Annotated in this window: 18 protein-coding genes; 14 read left to right on the forward strand and 4 right to left on the reverse strand. The window is 59.2% G+C overall.

Translation table 11 applies throughout. The features are described from left to right. The first annotated feature begins 12 nt into the window (after positions 1-12). The 5 genes from sufD (at position 13) to BMZ63_RS10450 (ending at position 4,129) form a co-directional block, all read left to right on the forward strand. Positions 13-1,299, forward strand: a complete 1,287-nt coding sequence (gene sufD / locus BMZ63_RS10430) for a Fe-S cluster assembly protein SufD (RefSeq protein ID WP_091705297.1) — start codon at positions 13-15, stop codon at positions 1,297-1,299. Between the two features lies 1 nt (position 1,300). Further along, a complete protein-coding gene (locus BMZ63_RS10435; RefSeq protein ID WP_091705299.1) occupies positions 1,301-2,548 on the forward strand; it encodes an aminotransferase class V-fold PLP-dependent enzyme in 1,248 nt (415 codons plus the stop codon). A gap of 12 nt (positions 2,549-2,560) precedes the next feature. Beyond that, positions 2,561-2,920, forward strand: a complete 360-nt coding sequence (locus BMZ63_RS10440) for a HesB/IscA family protein (RefSeq protein WP_091705301.1) — start codon at positions 2,561-2,563, stop codon at positions 2,918-2,920. Between the two features lie 208 nt (positions 2,921-3,128). Next, the gene (gene sufT / locus BMZ63_RS10445; protein WP_091705303.1) at positions 3,129-3,671 is read left to right on the forward strand and encodes a putative Fe-S cluster assembly protein SufT; all 543 of its coding nucleotides are present in this window, start codon (positions 3,129-3,131) and stop codon (positions 3,669-3,671) included. Next, complete coding sequence (locus tag BMZ63_RS10450) at positions 3,668-4,129, forward strand: SufE family protein (RefSeq protein WP_091705304.1); 462 nt, start codon at positions 3,668-3,670, stop codon at positions 4,127-4,129. The genes sufT and BMZ63_RS10450 overlap by 4 nt, the downstream gene beginning before the upstream one ends. Here BMZ63_RS10450 and BMZ63_RS10455 read toward each other — a convergent pair whose 3' ends face one another. Both BMZ63_RS10455 and BMZ63_RS10460 read right to left on the reverse strand, forming a co-directional pair. Continuing rightward, a complete protein-coding gene (locus tag BMZ63_RS10455; protein ID WP_091705306.1) occupies positions 4,130-5,329 on the reverse strand; it encodes a flagellar assembly protein T N-terminal domain-containing protein in 1,200 nt (399 codons plus the stop codon). It lies immediately after the preceding gene. Positions 5,330-5,359: 30 nt separating this feature from the next. Beyond that, positions 5,360-5,896 (reverse strand): LPP20 family lipoprotein, encoded by a 537-nt coding sequence (locus BMZ63_RS10460; protein ID WP_227663618.1) that lies wholly within the window; start codon positions 5,894-5,896, stop codon positions 5,360-5,362. Positions 5,897-6,111: 215 nt separating this feature from the next. On the opposite strand from BMZ63_RS10460, the gene BMZ63_RS10465 reads away from it, so the two are divergent. The 4 genes from BMZ63_RS10465 to trmL are packed head-to-tail and all read left to right on the forward strand — an operon-like array spanning position 6,112 to position 9,644. Beyond that, positions 6,112-7,242 (forward strand): tRNA nucleotidyltransferase/poly(A) polymerase-related protein, encoded by a 1,131-nt coding sequence (locus BMZ63_RS10465; RefSeq protein WP_091705309.1) that lies wholly within the window; start codon positions 6,112-6,114, stop codon positions 7,240-7,242. Positions 7,243-7,246: 4 nt separating this feature from the next. Further along, a complete protein-coding gene (locus BMZ63_RS10470; protein ID WP_091705311.1) occupies positions 7,247-7,987 on the forward strand; it encodes a pteridine reductase in 741 nt (246 codons plus the stop codon). A gap of 10 nt (positions 7,988-7,997) precedes the next feature. Beyond that, the gene (locus tag BMZ63_RS10475; RefSeq protein WP_091705313.1) at positions 7,998-9,176 is read left to right on the forward strand and encodes an acetyl-CoA C-acetyltransferase; all 1,179 of its coding nucleotides are present in this window, start codon (positions 7,998-8,000) and stop codon (positions 9,174-9,176) included. A gap of 3 nt (positions 9,177-9,179) precedes the next feature. Beyond that, positions 9,180-9,644, forward strand: a complete 465-nt coding sequence (gene trmL / locus BMZ63_RS10480; protein ID WP_091705315.1) for a tRNA (uridine(34)/cytosine(34)/5-carboxymethylaminomethyluridine(34)-2'-O)-methyltransferase TrmL — start codon at positions 9,180-9,182, stop codon at positions 9,642-9,644. A 68-nt stretch (positions 9,645-9,712) separates the two neighbouring features. Here the strand turns inward: trmL and secB are convergent, their stop codons facing one another. Further along, positions 9,713-10,210, reverse strand: a complete 498-nt coding sequence (gene secB / locus BMZ63_RS10485) for a protein-export chaperone SecB (RefSeq protein WP_091705317.1) — start codon at positions 10,208-10,210, stop codon at positions 9,713-9,715. Positions 10,211-10,298: 88 nt separating this feature from the next. Next, entirely contained in the window at positions 10,299-10,721 is a 423-nt protein-coding gene (locus BMZ63_RS10490) for a rhodanese-like domain-containing protein (RefSeq protein ID WP_091705319.1), read from the reverse strand. 146 nt (positions 10,722-10,867) lie between these two features. Here BMZ63_RS10490 and gpmM point away from each other — a divergent pair, with 146 nt between their 5' ends. From gpmM to BMZ63_RS10515, 5 genes are all read left to right on the forward strand, one after another. Next, positions 10,868-12,415, forward strand: coding sequence for a 2,3-bisphosphoglycerate-independent phosphoglycerate mutase (gene gpmM, locus BMZ63_RS10495; protein WP_091705321.1), 1,548 nt, complete (start codon positions 10,868-10,870; stop codon positions 12,413-12,415). A gap of 20 nt (positions 12,416-12,435) precedes the next feature. Continuing rightward, on the forward strand, positions 12,436-13,572 hold the full coding sequence (locus BMZ63_RS10500; RefSeq protein ID WP_091705322.1) for a murein hydrolase activator EnvC family protein: 1,137 nt from the start codon (positions 12,436-12,438) through the stop codon (positions 13,570-13,572). Positions 13,573-13,678: 106 nt separating this feature from the next. After that, positions 13,679-15,010, forward strand: a complete 1,332-nt coding sequence (locus BMZ63_RS10505) for a S41 family peptidase (protein WP_091705324.1) — start codon at positions 13,679-13,681, stop codon at positions 15,008-15,010. Positions 15,011-15,036: 26 nt separating this feature from the next. Beyond that, complete coding sequence (locus BMZ63_RS10510; RefSeq protein WP_091705361.1) at positions 15,037-15,828, forward strand: divergent polysaccharide deacetylase family protein; 792 nt, start codon at positions 15,037-15,039, stop codon at positions 15,826-15,828. Positions 15,829-15,922: 94 nt separating this feature from the next. Then, positions 15,923-17,080 (forward strand): IS110 family RNA-guided transposase, encoded by a 1,158-nt coding sequence (locus BMZ63_RS10515; protein WP_227663616.1) that lies wholly within the window; start codon positions 15,923-15,925, stop codon positions 17,078-17,080. The last annotated feature ends 42 nt before the right edge of the window (positions 17,081-17,122 follow it).

Genomic DNA, 17,122 nt, shown 5'->3' on the forward strand with positions numbered 1-17,122 from the left:
AGGAGACCTGGAATGAAACCTGTACCCAAGCTTTCCAGCGCCTTCCTGCACGCGGCATGCGATTGCATGCCCGAGCCCTTGCTGGCGCTGCGCAAACAACGGGCGAGCGCACTGGTCGACATGCCACTGCCCACCCGTAAAACCGAAAACTGGAAGTACTCCGCCAAGTACCTGAAGCTGTCGGACGACATGGCCATTTCCCTGCCGGCCGACGGCAAAACCGGCACCAGTCTGGCAGTGCCTGGCTACAAGGTGGTGTTCCTGAATGGCGTGATGATCCCCGAAGCCAGTGAGTTTCCGGATCTGGACGGCATTACCATCGAGAGCTTCCGTGATCTGAACAACGATGACGCCACCGCACTGTCCAAAAAACTGGGCGGCACGCTGGACCATGACCAGGCGCAGTTTGCCCGGTTGAACGGCGCACGTTTCGAAGACGGCCTGCTGATTCGTCTGAAACCCGGTGCGGTACTGGACCAGCCCCTGTTCATCATCCACGAGACTCATGGCGACGCCAGTGGCTCCGCCTACCCGCGTGTCTACGTGGAAGCCGGCGCCAACAGCCAGATGACCCTGGTGGAAGAGTACACCTCCGGCGGTGAAGCGCCGGTGCTGGTCGGCACCGTCACCGAGTTCGACGTGGCCGACGGTGCCAACATCACCAGCATTCGTCTGAACATGGAAGGCGAGAACGTACAGCATATCGGCGCCACCGGCGTACTGCAGGCCCGCAGCTCCCGCTTTGAGAGCCACTGCGTGGGCTTTGGTGGCCCGCTGCGCCGGCACGACCTGCAGGTGCGCCTGGAAGGCGAAGGCGCGGAAACCAAACTCAACGGCGTGGTGGTGACCCAGGGTAAACAGCACTACGACAACCACACCGCTATTGACCACGTGGCCGCCCACTGCAACAGCGAGGAAACCTATCGCAACATTGCAGCGGACAAATCCCACGCGGTGTTCAACGGGCGCATTCATATCCACCAGGACGCGCAGAAGTCCAACGCGGATATGAACAACAAGAACCTGTTGCTCAACAGCGGTGCGGAAATCGACACCAAGCCGGAGTTGGAAATCTACGCCGACGACGTGAAATGTGCCCACGGCGCCACCATCGGCCAGTTGGATGAAACCTCGCTGTTCTACCTGGTGTCCCGCGGCATCGGTCGGCGAGATGCCAACGTACTGCTCACCATGGCGTTTATCAACGAACTGGTCGCGCAGATCCCGGTAGAGGCGGTGCGTGAAACGGCCCAGACACGCCTGAACGAATTCTTCGACAAGACCTTCGAGGAGGCCTGAGGTGAGCGATCTGTCCATGGCAACCAAGACCAAAACGTTTGACGTCAACGCCATCCGCCAGGATTTTCCGATTCTGTCGCAGGAGGTGAACGGCAAGCCGCTGGTGTATCTGGACAACGGCGCCTCGGCACAGAAGCCACAGGCCGTGCTGGACGCCATGGACCGTTACTACCGGGAAATGCATTCAAACGTGCACCGTGGTGCCCATACCCTCGGGGATCGGGCCACAACCGCTTTTGAAGGTGCCCGGGAGACCGTTCGGGCCTTCCTGAACGCCGGCAGTACCCGGGAAATCGTCTGGACCCGGGGCACCACAGAGGCCATCAATCTGGTGGCCAATGGTCTGGCGCCTCGCCTGAAGGAAGGCGACGAGATTCTGGTCAGCCACATGGAGCACCACGCCAACATCGTGCCCTGGCAGATGATTGCCGAGCGCACCGGCGCCAAAGTCGTGCCCATCCAGGTGACACCCGAAGGTGAGCTGGACATGGCCTCGTTCACCAGCCTGTTGAACGACCGCACACGCATCCTGGCCATCACCCATGTGTCCAACGTATTGGGTACGGTGAACCCGATTGCACCGCTGATCGAGCAGGCCAAGAAACAGGGCGTGCTCACCCTGATTGACGGCGCCCAGGCGGTGCCCCACTTCCAGCCGGACGTGCAGGCGCTGGGCTGCGATTTCTATGTGTTTTCTTCCCACAAACTGTTTGGCCCCACCGGCATCGGTGCGCTCTACGGCCGGGCCGAACTGCTGGAAGAGATGCCCCCTTACCAGGGCGGCGGGGAGATGATCGAGCGGGTCTCGTTTGAGCGCACCACCTGGAACGTGCTGCCCTACAAGTTTGAGGCCGGCACCCCGGCCATTGCCGAGGCCGTGGGCCTGGCGGCAGCGATTGATTACCTGAACAACCTGGACCGTGCCGCCATGGAAGCGGCGGAAAGCGCCCTGCTCCAACGCGCCAACGAGCTGGTGGAAACGGTTCCCGGCATGAGCATCATAGGAACCGCCAGGCGGAAAGTGCCGGTCATGTCGTTCAAGATTGAAGGCCTGCACCCCAGCGACATTGGCACCCTGCTGGACCAGCAAGGCATAGCCATCCGCACCGGCCACCACTGCGCCATGCCCCTGATGGACTTCTACGGAGTTCCCGGCACAGCCAGGGCATCGTTTGCGTTTTATAATACGCAGCAAGAGGTGGAAAAATTATTCACAGGCCTGCAAAAAATTCAGCGCCTGTTTACCTGAGGAGGTGGAAACATGACAGCCGAAGTCTTCACCCCGAACATCGACGTGAACGTGACCATGAGCCCCGCGGCGGTCAAACACGTGCGTAAGCAACTGGACAAGAAACCGGAAGCCAAGGGCATTCGCCTGGCGATCAAAAAGAGCGGCTGCTCCGGCTTCAAATACGAAACAGAGTGGGTGGAAACGCCCGCTGAAGATGATCGTATTTTCACTATCGACGGTGTAGATGTGTTTGTGAAAGAAGAACACCTGCCGTTGGTGAATGGCATTGAAATTGATTTTGTCACCGAAGGCGTGAACTCCCTGTTCCGCTTCCACAACCCCAACGCCACGGCGGAATGTGGCTGTGGTGAAAGTTTTACGGTGGCTTGAAGACAAATACTTTTTGCCACTAAATCCACGAAAAAACACGAAAAAATTAAATGCTTTTGAGCCACGGACACTCACAGAAAAAAGATAAAAACTGCCTTTTGGTTGTCTGTGTGATTCCGTGGCAAAAATCCCTGGTTTTTTAATCTCTATTTCGTGTTCTTTCGTGGATTTAGTGGCAAAAACATAGCTTTAAAAAGGCTGAGCTAGCATGCAAGAACGGGAAGTCGTCCTGACAAAACGCGAAGTGGAGGCACGGCTGGTGCCGGCCGGCACGGAAATCATGATTCCGGCGGACACCTTCGTGACCATCACCCAGTCCCTCGGCGGCACCTTCACCGTAGCGGTGAACGGTAACCTGGCCCGCATTGAAGGCCACGACGCCGATGCGCTGGGCAAAAAACCGCTGGAAAGCAGCTTCGAGACCCCCGAAGACGGCACGGTGAATGAGAACCAGGTCTGGGAGGCCATGCGCAGCGCCTACGACCCGGAAATCCCGGTGAACGTGGTGGATCTCGGCCTGATTTACGAATGCAGGATTGAAAACGGCACCGAAGACGGCAACCACGTCTACATCCTGATGACCCTGACCGCCGCTGGTTGCGGCATGGGGCCGGTTATTACCGAGGATGTGAAGCGCAAGGTGGAGCATGTGCCCAACGTGGACAAGGTCACCGTGGAGTTGACGTTTGATCCGCCCTGGAACAACGACATGCTGACAGACGAAGCCAAACTCGAACTTGGAATGCTATGACCGCCAGCAAAGACCAGTTTCTGAACAACCCACTGGGCCAGACAACCACTCTGGATGATGTACTCGCCGATTTCGACTTCCTGGACGACTGGGAAGAGCGCTACGCCTACATCATCGACCTGGGCAAGCAGCTACCGGCCTTTCCGGACGACGACCGGGTAGAGGAAAACTACGTGCATGGCTGCCAGAGCCAGGTCTGGCTGATTCATCACTACGATGAAACCAGCGGCAAGCTGTTCCTGCTGATCGACTCAGATGCCATGATCGTGCGCGGCCTGGCAGCCATCATCCTGGTGGCCCTGAATGGCAAGACACCTCGTGAATTGCTGGCCACCGACATTGACGAGCTGTTCGAACAACTCGACCTGTTCCGCCACATCTCCCCGACCCGGGGCAATGGCCTGCGCGCCATGGTGGGCAAGATTCGGGATATCGCGGCAGCCGAAGCCGCCGACTGATCACCAGATAATCGCTATGTCATCCCGCTGGATATTGATCTGGCGACCATCGCTGGGCATGGTGCCATTACTGAAGTCCGGGTGAACATTATCCAGGGTAAGCGACACACCGGCATCCTTTAACTCCGGCGTCGCGCCCAGCGCGTCAAAATATCGCTGACTGCGATACACCGCCAGTTCATCCCCCGGACGCAGGCCTGCGGTTGCGCCAGATTCAAGCGTCACCTTGTTACCGTCCACCCGGGCAATGCGGGCCATGAATGGCTGACAGTTCAGCGTACTGCTCACCTCCATGGCCATCTGGTCCATCACCTGGCTTACCGCCTGGCCCCACTCGGACTTCTCGAAACCGGCGGAGTCAAAACCACCACTGCCATTGCCGTCCGGCTCCCAATCCGCGGACGTCACAAAACGCTGGCGGTGAACCGCCGCGCCACTGAAGCCATCAAACACCATCATTTCCACTTCGAAACGGCGCTCGGTATCCGAGAAACCAATTCCGCGCTGCATCTTGTCGACAATCGAAGAGCCCCAGGCGGTCGGGTCCGCCAGCCCGATGTCACGAATCACACCGGAAACCACAAATTGCGCACCCAGCTCTCTGGCCACCTGAACCACGTTGGTCAACTGGTTGGCGGCTTTGTTGCTGCGGGAGGTTGGCGCATCCGGCAGCCGTTCAAACAGTTGCAGGCGGGAACTGCCCAGCACCTGCATGTTGCCCCTTTGCTGCAAACGGGCCACCAGTGCCTGCGGCAGTTTCTCGCCCGCATCATCAACCGAACGGTTGCCGCCCTGGGCCGTATCCACCATCGGGAAACCGGTCACCGCAACTCGCTTGCGCAAACCTGAGGCCTTGCCTGCCTTGCAATTCTCGCTGCCGGCCTCGGACAACTCACCCCTGACCGTCACACGCAGCAGGTTGCCACTGCGATACTCATCCACCACGGTGGCATTGCGTATGTCGGCCACGGCAGACATCTCGGTTGTCGATGTAACCAGCTCGCCATTTTCCATTTCATCACGGGCGCTGATACGGGCATCGTACTGCAAAGCCAGATCACGCATTGCCGCCTTGCGGGCTTCCGCCCTCGCCTTGTCCAGGTTGTTCTCCTGAATCGTGGCATGGCCCACACCCTCAAGGACCGTTGCCAGTGACAGCGTCGGGACCAATGCCAGCAGAACACTTATCAGAATTTTCATGGGTCTCCAGGGCCTCATAGGGGCAAATCGTCAGTCCAGGTAATACAGTGAGTCGACGGAGCCGGTAGCTTCCATATCGCCCTGCCGGTCGTCGTACGCAGGCATGGGAATCGGGCAGACATCTTTCAGCCTGTCGTCGGCCACGCCTTGGGCGCAGGCTATAAAATGCGGCTCCAGCTTCAGCTCCATCACCGTTTCCACCACGCCGTCACTGTGTTCGGTCACCGACACCGTCCTTGCGCCACGAACATAACTGTCCACATAGGTGCGGAAACTGTCGCTGCGAAGGACAAAATCATGGACGGTCGAGCTGCCGAACACCACAGTGCCGTACACCCGCTCGGCCAGGTTCCGGTAAGCGTCCAGTTGCGAGGCGCGCCGGGCCATTAAGCGCTTGCGGGTATCGGCTCGCTGCTCCTCCACATTCGCATAGGTACCGTAACCGCTTACGCGCACGGTAACCGGCTCGAATTCCTGAACCGCCTGCTCCTGGCCGCCCTGACCGGAAACACACCCGGAAAGTGCCACCGCCAGACACGCCCAAAGGCTCCAGCGCAACATCATCATTCCTTCTCCAACAAAACTTTTACGGCCCCATGAAAGAATCACGCCAGCTCTCGCAAGCTACTGTTTATCGGGCAGTCCCAAGGATACCACTGAACTCGAAGTGCCGCCGGCGGCAAAAAACTGCCAGCGCTCCGGACGCCAGGCGGCAACCTCCCACACCCACAACCACCCGTTAAGCTCTGTTTTCCAGAGGCAAACGGTTTACAATCAGCCCCATGCAAACATATCTGGTAGGCGGCGCTGTCCGCGACAAATTGCTGGGGCTGAACGTCAAAGACCACGACTGGGTGGTGGTCGGCGCCACCCCGGAGGAAATGCTGGAGCGCGGGTTCAAGCAGGTGGGCGCGGATTTCCCGGTATTTCTGCACCCGAAAACCCACGAGGAATACGCCCTGGCCCGCACGGAACGAAAACAGGGGCAGGGTTACCATGGTTTCTCCGTGTATGCCGCACCGGATGTCACGCTGGAAGACGACCTGAAGCGCCGCGACCTGACCATCAATGCCATGGCAGAAACCGAGAATGGTGAGCTGGTCGACCCTTTCAACGGCCACACCGATTTGCGGAACCGCACTTTGCGCCATGTGTCCGACGCTTTCTGTGAAGACCCCCTGCGCATTTTACGCACCGCCCGTTTCGCCGCCCGCCTTGCGCCCCGGGGCTTCACCGTGTGCAAGCAAACCATGGACCTTATGCGCCGGATGGTCAGCGAAGGTGAGCTGGAACACCTGGTGCCCGAACGAGTCTGGCAGGAGATGCAGCGGGCCCTGCACGAACAGTCTCCCACCGTTTTCTTTGATTTGCTGCGCGAACTGGGCGCACTGACCGTGCTCATCCCGGAACTGGCTGACCCTCTCGCCCTGGAAGCCGGCCTGCGGGCACTGGCGTGCATTCACAAACACGAAGGCAGCACTGCCCAGCGGTTCGCTGCCTTGCTGTCCGCTTTGCCAGAGCCTGACGCAGTCCACCGCGCAGCCGCCATGAAAACACCCAACGACTGTCGGGATATGACCCACCTGGTCTGCCTGTTCATGACGGAGCTGGACGGCATCAGCAAAAACGGACTGGCACCTCAACAGGCTCTGGAGCTGCTGGGCAGGGCGGACCTGTGGCGCCGGGCCGAACGCTTCGAGACACTGCTGCAAACACTGGCCTGTACCGCCAACCCTTCGCTTTACCCGATCTTAGAGCAACTACGCGCAGCAGCCGATGCCGCCAGCGGCGTGAACCCGAGAGACCTGCTGGCACAAGGCTACAAAGGCAAAGAACTGGGCGAGGCCATCCAGCACGAGCGCCTTGCCCGTATCACCCACGCACTGAATCACTCACAACAACAAGAAGGATGAAGGCATGGCAAACCCCGTAGCCCTGATTACCGGTGCCGCTCACCGGCTCGGCGCCCACACGGCGAAAACACTGCACCAACGCGGCTGGAATGTGGTTATCCACTACCGCAGCCGGGAAACCCAGGCCCGGGACCTGGTCGAGAATTTGAACCAGGCACGTCCCGGCTCGGCGGTTTGCAAACAGGGAGACCTCGCCCTGAGCGAAGACATTGCCCGGGTTGCCGAGCAGGCCTGCCAGCACTGGGGCCGCCTGGACGCACTGGTGAACAATGCCTCTGTGTTCTACCCCACCCCCACAGCCGAGGCAACTGAAAACGACTGGCAGCAGATCATGGGCGCCAACCTGAAAGCCCCCTTCTTTCTGCTCCAGCACTGCCTGCCGGCACTGAGGGACAGCAAAGGTGGCGTGGTTAACCTGATCGACATCTACAGCGAGAAGCCACTGGCCGACCACCCGCTGTATTGCGCCAGCAAGGCGGGCCTGGCCGCTCTCACCCGCTCATGGGCAAAAGACCTGGCACCGGCTGTCCGGGTTAACGGTGTTTCTCCCGGCGCCATCCTCTGGCCAGAGGGCGAAGACGCGGTAGATCCAACCCACCAGCAGGCCATTCTGGCAAAAACGCCCATGGCCAGAACCGGTCAGCCGGATGACATTGCCGGCGCCATCGCCTATTTTCTCTGCGATGCCCCATTTGTTACTGGCCAGATCCTCTCGGTGGACGGTGGCCGAAGCCTGAACATGTAAGGAGTCTGTTATGCAAGATGTGGTGATTGTAGCGGCCAAGCGCACGGCCATCGGCAGTTTTGGTGGTGGTCTTTCCAGCCTGCGGGCAGACCAGTTGGGCTCGGCCGTCATAAAAGCATTGATGGAAGAAACCGGCGTAGCCTCAGACCAGGTGAATGAAGTCATTCTTGGCCAGGTATTAACCGCCGGCTGCGGCCAGAACCCGGCCCGGCAATCCGCCATCAACGCCGGGTTGCCGTCGTCAATACCGGCCATGACCATTAACAAGGTGTGCGGCTCCGGCCTGAAAGCCGTGCATATGGCTGTCCAGGCCATTCGTTGTGGCGATGCCGACATGGTGATTGCCGGCGGCCAGGAGAGCATGAGCCAGGCGCCCCACGTGCTGCCCAACAGCCGCAACGGCCAGCGCATGGGCAACTGGACCATGATCGACACCATGGTTAACGACGGCCTGTGGGACGCTTTCAAGGACTACCACATGGGCATAACCGCCGAGAACATCGTGGACAAATACGGCATCAGCCGTGAAGAACAGGACGAATTTGCCGCCGCCTCCCAGCAAAAAGCCGTGGCGGCGCAACAGGCCGGCCATTTCGACAGCCAGATCGTTCCACTCAGCATTCCCCAGCGGAAAGGCGAGCCGCTGACGGTTGACCGGGACGAGGGCCCGAAACAGGGCGTGACCGGTGAAAGCCTGGGCAAACTGCGCCCGGCATTCAAAAAAGACGGCACGGTTACCCCCGGCAACGCGTCGTCCCTCAATGATGGCGCGGCCGCTGTCATGGTGTGCAGCGCCGAAAAAGCCAGGGCCCTTGGCCTCACTCCACTGGCCACCATCAAGGCCTACGCCAACGCAGGCGTTGATCCCGCCATCATGGGCACCGGCCCGACTCCGGCCAGCCGGAACTGCCTCACGCGGGCCGGCTGGTCAGTGGACGAACTGGACCTGATTGAAGCCAACGAAGCATTCGCCGCACAGGCCATTTCGGTTAACCGGGATATGGGCTGGGATACCGGCAAAGTGAATGTGAACGGCGGTGCCATTGCCCTGGGCCACCCCATTGGCGCCTCTGGCTGCCGAATCCTGGTCAGCCTGTTGCATGAAATGGCACGGCGCGACGTTCACAAAGGCCTCGCCACCCTTTGCATTGGCGGCGGCATGGGCGTGGCCCTGGCCTTGGAGCGCTGAGGCGTGCTGCACGTTGTGCTGTTTGAGCCGGAAATACCACCCAACACCGGCAATATCATCCGTCTGTGCGCCAACACCGGTTGCCAGCTGCATCTGATTGAACCGCTGGGATTTTCTCTCGAGGACAAGCAGATGCGGCGGGCCGGGCTGGATTACAGCGAATACGCGTCGGTCAGGATCCATCCGGACTACCAGAGTTTCCTGGCCACCGAACAGCCCGCTCGGCTGTTCGGCCTGACGACCAAAGGCTCCCGCCACTATCACGAAGTCGCCTACGAGGATGGCGATTACCTTATGTTCGGCCCGGAAACCCGGGGGTTGCCCCCGGAGGTTCGGGAGGGCCTGGCACCGGAGTACCGTCTGCGGGTGCCCATGCAGCCGCAAAGCCGTAGCCTGAACCTGTCCAATACCGCCGCCCTGGTCGTCTATGAAGCCTGGCGCCAGCTAGGCTTTCCCGGCTCGGTATAGTGTTGGAGCAGGCATAAAAAAACCGGCCGAAGCCGGTTTTTTATCACAGCCAAGCGCTCGACCCGCTATCAGTGGGTCTTCTCTTCCTGCGTTTCGCCTGAGGCCTGCTCCTGCTTGCGCTTGAGCGCCTGGGCATAGATGGCGTCAAAATTGACCGGCGCCAGCATCAGGGCCGGGAAGCTGCCCTTGTTCACGATGCCGTCAATCGCTTCACGGGCATACGGGAACAGAACCTGCGGGCAGTAGGCACCGAGCATGTGGCTCAGTTGCGCGCCTTCCACACCAGACACCATGAACACGCCCGCCTGCTGGATTTCCACCAGGTAGGCCACTTTCTCACCCACTTTGGTGGTCACGGTCAGAGACAGCACCACTTCGTACTGGTTATCGGCGATTTTTGAGTGGGAGGTGTTCAGGTCCAGACTGACCTGCGGCTTCCACTGCTCCTGGAAAACCAGCGGCGAGTTCGGTGATTCGAACGACAGATCCTTCACGTAGATACGCTGAAGCGCAAACTGCGCCTGATTCTTTTCTTCGTTGCCTGCGGCTTGCTGATTCTCAGCCATGTTACATCCTTTATTGTCCTGAGGCGGGCCATGCCCGGTTGTCGAGTGCCATTACATTGCGGCAGATCGACAACCGGATCAAGTCCAATTACTTCTTCACCAGCGGCAGATTCGCGCCCTGCCAGTCGGCAATGCCGCCGTTCAGGCGAACCACGTTGTCAAAGCCCTCGGCATTCAGGTGTTTCACCGCCATGGCCGAGTGCTGACCCATCTTGTCGACCACCACGATCTGCACGTCTTTACCTTTGTGCTTGCTCAGCTCGTTGGCGCGGCTCTTGATGCTGGCCAGCGGAATATGAATGGCACCGGTGATGTGGCCTTCGGCGAAATCCTTGCGGTCACGGATATCCACCACCACGGCCTTGTCTTTGTTCATCAGACTGACCAGCCCCTGGGAAGACACCTTGGCACCGCCACGGCGGGATTCCAGCACAATAATGGCCAGCAAAAAAGCCACAAACAGCGACACCAGAATGTAGTGATTAACAACGAATTCGAACAAGCGATCCATGAAACTACCCTGAAAATTAATTTGGCCGGATTATACACACCCCGGGGCGCTCAAAGAAGGCAGCGCCCGTGGCCTGTATAAATGAAAACGGTTACAATCTGTGCCCTGTTTGATCCTGTTATTTTCGCAACCAACCGGACGAAACCATGACCGAGACGCGCAAGCCCACTGCACTGATCATCCTCGACGGCTGGGGCCACCGTGACCCGGCGGAAGACAACGCCATCTCCAATGCCAACACCCCATTCTGGGACAAGCTCTGGCAGAACCAGCCGAAAACGCTGATCAACACCTCCGGCATGTTTGTCGGCCTGCCGCAGGGGCAAATGGGTAACTCGGAAGTCGGCCACATGAACCTGGGCGCCGGCCGGGTGGTGTATCAGAGCCTGACGCGAATCGACAAGGATCTGGAAACCGGCAACTTCCAGAAAAATGCAGCCCTGTGTGCCGCTATCGACAAGGCCGTGGCCAACGGTAAGGCCGTGCACCTGATGGGCCTGTTGTCACCGGGCGGCGTGCACAGCCACGAAGACCACATCCTGGCCGCCGCTGAACTGGCAGCCACCCGTGGTGCGAAGGAAGTCTACATCCACGCCTTCCTGGACGGCCGTGACATGCCACCACGCAGCGCCCGCCCGTCCCTGGAAAAGGCAGCTGAAAAAATGAAAGCCCTGGGCGTGGGCCGCGTGGCCACGATTGTCGGCCGCTATTTCGCCATGGACCGGGACAACCGCTGGGACCGCATCGAACAGGCCTACAATGCCATGACCCTGGGTGAAGCTGAATTCAGCGTCGGTGACCCGCTGACGGCACTGGACCAGGCCTACGAGCGCGGCGAGAACGACGAGTTTGTCAAAGCCACCCGCGTGCGTGCCGAAGGCGAACCGGAAGGCACCATTAACGATGGCGACGCGGTGCTGTTCATGAACTTCCGCGCCGACCGTGCCCGGGAAATGACCCGCACCTTTGTGGAAGCGGAGTTTGACGGCTTCCAGCGTAAAAAACACCCGAAGCTGTCCGACTTCGTGATGCTCACCGAGTACGCCGCCGACATCAAAACCTCCTGCGCCTACCCGCCCGAGCAACTGACCAACGGCCTGGGCGAATACATGGCCAAACAGGGCAAGACCCAACTGCGCATCGCCGAAACCGAGAAATACGCGCACGTCACCTTCTTCTTCAATGGTGGCCTGGAAACACCGTTTGAAGGCGAAGACCGCATTCTGGTGCCGTCGCCCAAAGTGGCCACCTATGATTTGCAACCGGAGATGAGCGCACCGGAGGTAACCGACAAGCTGGTGGAGGCAATCAAGAGCGGCAAGTACGACCTGATCGTGTGCAACTACGCCAACGGCGACATGGTCGGCCATACCGGCAGCCTGGAAGCCGCCATCAAGGCCGCCGAGTGCCTGGATGAGTGCGTGCACCGGGTAGTCGATGCCCTGGATGAAGTCGGCGGCGAATCGCTGATCACCGCCGACCACGGCAACTGCGAGCAGATGACCGACCCCGAGTCCGGCCAGTTGCACACCTCCCACACCATTGGGCCGGTTCCTCTGCTGTATACCGGCCCGCGCAAAGTCAGCCTGAAAGACGATGGCAGCCTTTGCGACATCGCACCAACACTACTGAAGCTCATGGGTATGGACCAGCCGAAGGAAATGACTGGCCACAACCTGGCAGACATCAACTGATTCGAATCAGGCAGACTGTTTTGCTCCGTTCCGCTGTACTGGCACTGGCTCTCGCTTCGGGAGCCTTGCCAGCCCTTGCTCAGCAAGAAGTCACACCAGCCCAGGTCGAGGCACTGAAAGAGCAGATTGCCAACATTGACCAGTGGCTGACCGAGGCCGAGGAAGACCGTTCGGAACTTGAGCGACAACTGGCAAGCGTTGAAAAGCGCATCAGCACCCTGACCCGCGAACGCCGGCAACTGCGCGAGCAGCAGGCAGAGCAGACCGAAAGACTTTCCAAGCTGACCGAGCAGCAAAGTGAGCTGACCGAAACACTGGAAAACCAGCGCCAGGGTCTGGCAAAACAACTTCGTGCAGCCTGGATGGAAGGCGAAGCGCCGGCGCTGAAAATTTTGCTCAACGAAGCCGAGCCGGGCGAAATCGCCCGCACCATGACCTATTACGAATACTTGTCCAGGGATACCGTCAAGCGGCTGCAGGCCTTCCAGAAAGACCTGCAACGCCTGAGACGGACCCAGCAAGACGTCCGTGCCACCCAGACCCGCCTGGCACGCACGGAAGCAGAACTCGAAGAACGTCAGCAGGCCCTGACCGACACCCGACAGAAACGCGAACAGACCCTCGCCCGCCTGGAAACAGACATCCAGAGCCGCCGCAACGAGCGCCAGGAACTGGCTGCCGACCACGCAAGGCTGGAAAAGCTGCTCAAGGAAGTCCAGGAAGCCATCGCCGACATCCCCTCACCCAACGAACAGCAACCGTTCAAATCCTTGCAACGCAAGCTGCCATGGCCGGGCAAGGGTAAAATCGTCGCCAACTTCGGCAGCCGCTACGCCGATGGAAAGCTGCGACGCAACGGCCTGATCATCAACACTGGCGAAGAAGCCGAAATCAAGTCCGTTCACTACGGGCGCGTGGTATTTGCCAACTGGCTACGGGGCTTTGGGCTGATGACCATCATCGACCACGGTGACGGCTACATGACCCTTTACGGCCACAGCAGCAGCCTGTTCACCGAACCCGGGGACTGGGTCAGCGCCGGCGAAGCCATTGCCCAGGCCGGACGCACCGGAGGCACGGATGACCCAGCCGTGTACTTCGAAATCCGCCACAACGGCAAGCCGGTGAACCCGCGCAACTGGCTGGGCAGTCCCTGAACCGGCCAAGGGCTGACAAACCGGCTGGCGGGCGCCATACTGTGCTGAGCATATACCCGCGCAAACTCCCGATGTGTCTGAACGTCAAAACAAACAGGATAAGTGAATGAAACTGGCCAGCTGTCGTATCCGGATCCCGTCACTGCGTTATCTTGCCCTGACACTCTGTTTACTGGGCACATCGGGAACGGGCCTGGCCCAGGAACCCGAGGCCGAAGCACAACTTCCCCTTGATGATCTGCGCAAGTTCACCGAAGTGTTCAGCCGCATCAAAGACGCTTATGTGGAAGACGTCTCAGACCGCCAGCTGCTTGAAAGTGCCATCAAGGGCATGCTTTCGGACCTGGATCCCCACTCCACCTACCTGGCCCCGGATGATTACGAAGAGCTGGAAGAAAGCACGTCTGGCAAGTTCGGCGGCCTGGGCATTGAAGTGGGCATGGAAAACGGCTTTGTGAAGGTCATCGCTCCGATTGATGACACGCCCGCCCAAAAGGCCGGCGTTCAGGCCGGCGACCTGATCATCAAACTCGATGAGAAGCCGGTTAAAGGCATGTCGCTGGAAGAAGCCGTGAACATCATGCGCGGCGAACCCGGCTCAGTCCTCACTCTCACCATTATGAGAGACGGTGAAAGCGGGCCGATTGAGATTGATGTCACCCGCGACATCATCAAGGTTACCAGCATCAAATCGCGCATGATCGACAACGGCTACGGCTATGTACGCATCACCCAGTTCCAGGCAGACACAGGAACCCAATTCCAGGATGCCCTTCAGTCGCTGGAAGAAACACACGGCGAAGACCTCGACGGCCTGATAATCGACCTGCGCAACAACCCGGGCGGGGTACTCCAGGCGGCGGTTGATACCGCCGATGCGCTGCTCGATGAGGGCCTGATTGTCTATACCGAAGGCCGCATTCAAAGCTCACGCCTGCGCTTTAATGCCAGTGCCGGTGACATCATGGCCGGCACGCCTATTGTGGTACTGATCAATGGCGGCTCCGCCTCGGCTTCTGAAATCCTGGCCGGTGCGCTGCAGGATCATCAGCGCGCAGTGGTCATGGGCACCCAGTCTTTCGGTAAGGGCAGCGTACAAACAGTTATTCCGCTGGACGAGACCCATGCCATCAAGATGACCACGGCCCGCTACTTCACGCCGGATGGCCGCTCTATTCAGGCATCCGGGATCAAGCCGGATATCGAGGTCAAGCCGGCGGAACTGACCGAGCTTGAAGGAGGCCCGCGTTTCTCCGAAGCGGATCTGGACGGCCACCTGCAGGGTGAAAACGAAGGCAAGGCCAGTGAAGACAACAACAGCCAGGCTGGCTCCCCCATCGAAAAGGACTACCAGTTGCGCTCTGCCCTGAACCTGCTCAAGGGCCTGCATATTCTCGGCCGCAAACAGGCCAATGAAGAGCAGGACAGTAACCCGTGACCTTTCGAGCCCTGGCAGTACTGGTAATGTGCCTGGCGCCGGTTGCGGCAAGCGGAGGCGGCTCACAGGAGCGGGGGCACCCGCCCACCATTGCCATCATCATCGATGACATGGGTTACAACCTGCATGAAGGCCAGCGCCTGGCGCGGATGGACCAGCCGCTGACCCTGGCATTTCTGCCGTTTCGCCATCATACGGTGCCACTGGCAAAGCTGGCGCACCGGCACTCCAAGGAAATCATCCTGCATGCGCCCATGGCCAACACCCGCAATATCGGGCTGGGCCCGGCCGGCCTGACGCCAGACATGGACGAACCCACCATGGCCCGGACCCTGCGCCGGGCTCTGCAGTCTATCCCTTACGTGCAGGGCGTGAATAATCACATGGGCAGCCTGCTGACCCAGCAGATTGAACCCATGCAATGGGTGATGAAGGAGCTCGACCGCTACCCTCTGTATTTCGTTGACAGCCGCACCATTGCCACTTCGGTCGCCGGCACCGTCGCCGCAGCCCAAAAGATTCCCAGCCTGACCCGGGACGTGTTTCTGGATCACGAGCAAACCGAGGAATTCGTCGACCAGCAATTCAAGCTGCTGATTGAAAAGGCAAAGGCGAACGGCACGGCCATTGGCATTGGCCATCCGCACACGGTGACGGTGGATTACCTGGAAAAGCACCTTCCGGAGCTGGACGAGCAAGGCATAGCCTTGGCTACCGTCAGTGGCCTGTGGGCCATGCGTAACGGTAACCGGGTGATGTTTGCCGAGGGCGAGAAGGAACCGATAGTGCCTATGGTGGCTCGCAGTAAAGAAGACTAAGGATTTTTTGCCACTAAACCCACGAAAGAACACTAAATTAAAAGACACCAACTTAGTCCCTTTAATCAGCTTTTCGTGTTCTTTCGTGGGTTTAGTGGCTAATAGTCTTTATCTTTTTTCCGAGATGGGATGGTCTCCTCCCCACTCCAAATCGGCGTCGCAATGCGCCAGGATAGATGTTGCTGACACTATCCAACGAGTTAAGGAGGAGACCATGAATAAGAATACCGTGATCGGCATCGACCTGGCAAAAACCTCTTTTGCGGTCATTGAGTTGGGGCGCGGCGGCGATGTAAAGCGCCGGAAAACCTTTCGCCGGGATGGCTTGAAACGGTTCCTGGCGAAGCACGAGCCGGCGACTGTGGCTTTGGAAGCCTGCGGCAGTGCTCATTACTGGGGCCGCTGGTTGGAAGAGCATGGTCACAAACCAGTTCTTTTGCCTCCACAGCACGTTAAAGGCTATTTGCGGGGGCAGAAGAACGATTACAACGATGCACAGGCCATTGCTGAGGCTTGCCTTCATGGTGCGATTCGCCCGGTGACGGTAAAGAGCATCGAGCAACAGGATGACCAGGCGTTTCACGCTATTCGCCGGAGTCTTAAGGTCGAGAGCACTCGGTTGGTGAATCAGATGCGTGGTCTTTTGGCAGAGTATGGATTAACCGTACCGAAGTCTGTCAGCGCGTTTTGTCGGCGAGTGCCAGAATTGCTGGAAGACGCGGACAATGGTTTAAGCACTCGGTTTCGCATGCTACTGAACCGCCAGTGGCGCCGGCTCCAGGCCTTGCTCGAAGAGCAAACCTGGTACGACGAGCAGCTACGGCAACAGGCCAAGGAAGATGATACCTGCCGGCGATTAACCAGCATCCCGGGCGTTGGTCCGGTGGTGGCGAGTGCCCTAAAAGGCTGGATGGGCTCTGGAAATCAGTTCCGGCGAGGCCGGGATGCATCGGCAGCTCTGGGTCTGGTGCCCAAGCAGTACAGCACCGGCGGCAAACAGTCACTGTACGGGATCACCAAGCGAGGTGATGCCTACTTGAGATCCCTGGTGGTACATGGCGCTCGCGCTGTGGTGCGAACAGCCAGGAAGAAGCAAGATGCTTTAAGCCAATGGGCTTTGGCGGTAGAAGCCAGGCGAGGTCACAATCGAGCGGTTGTTGCCGTGGCTAACAAGATAATCCGAATGGCTTGGGTCGTTGTGGCTCGCCAGGAAAACTACAGGCCAGCTGAGAAACAGATAGCAGCGGCCTGAAGAGAAATTAAACAAAACGTTACGAACCCGAAGAAAAGGGCT

Source organism: Marinobacter persicus (genome assembly GCF_900114155.1).
Taxonomy (GTDB): domain Bacteria; phylum Pseudomonadota; class Gammaproteobacteria; order Pseudomonadales; family Oleiphilaceae; genus Marinobacter; species Marinobacter persicus.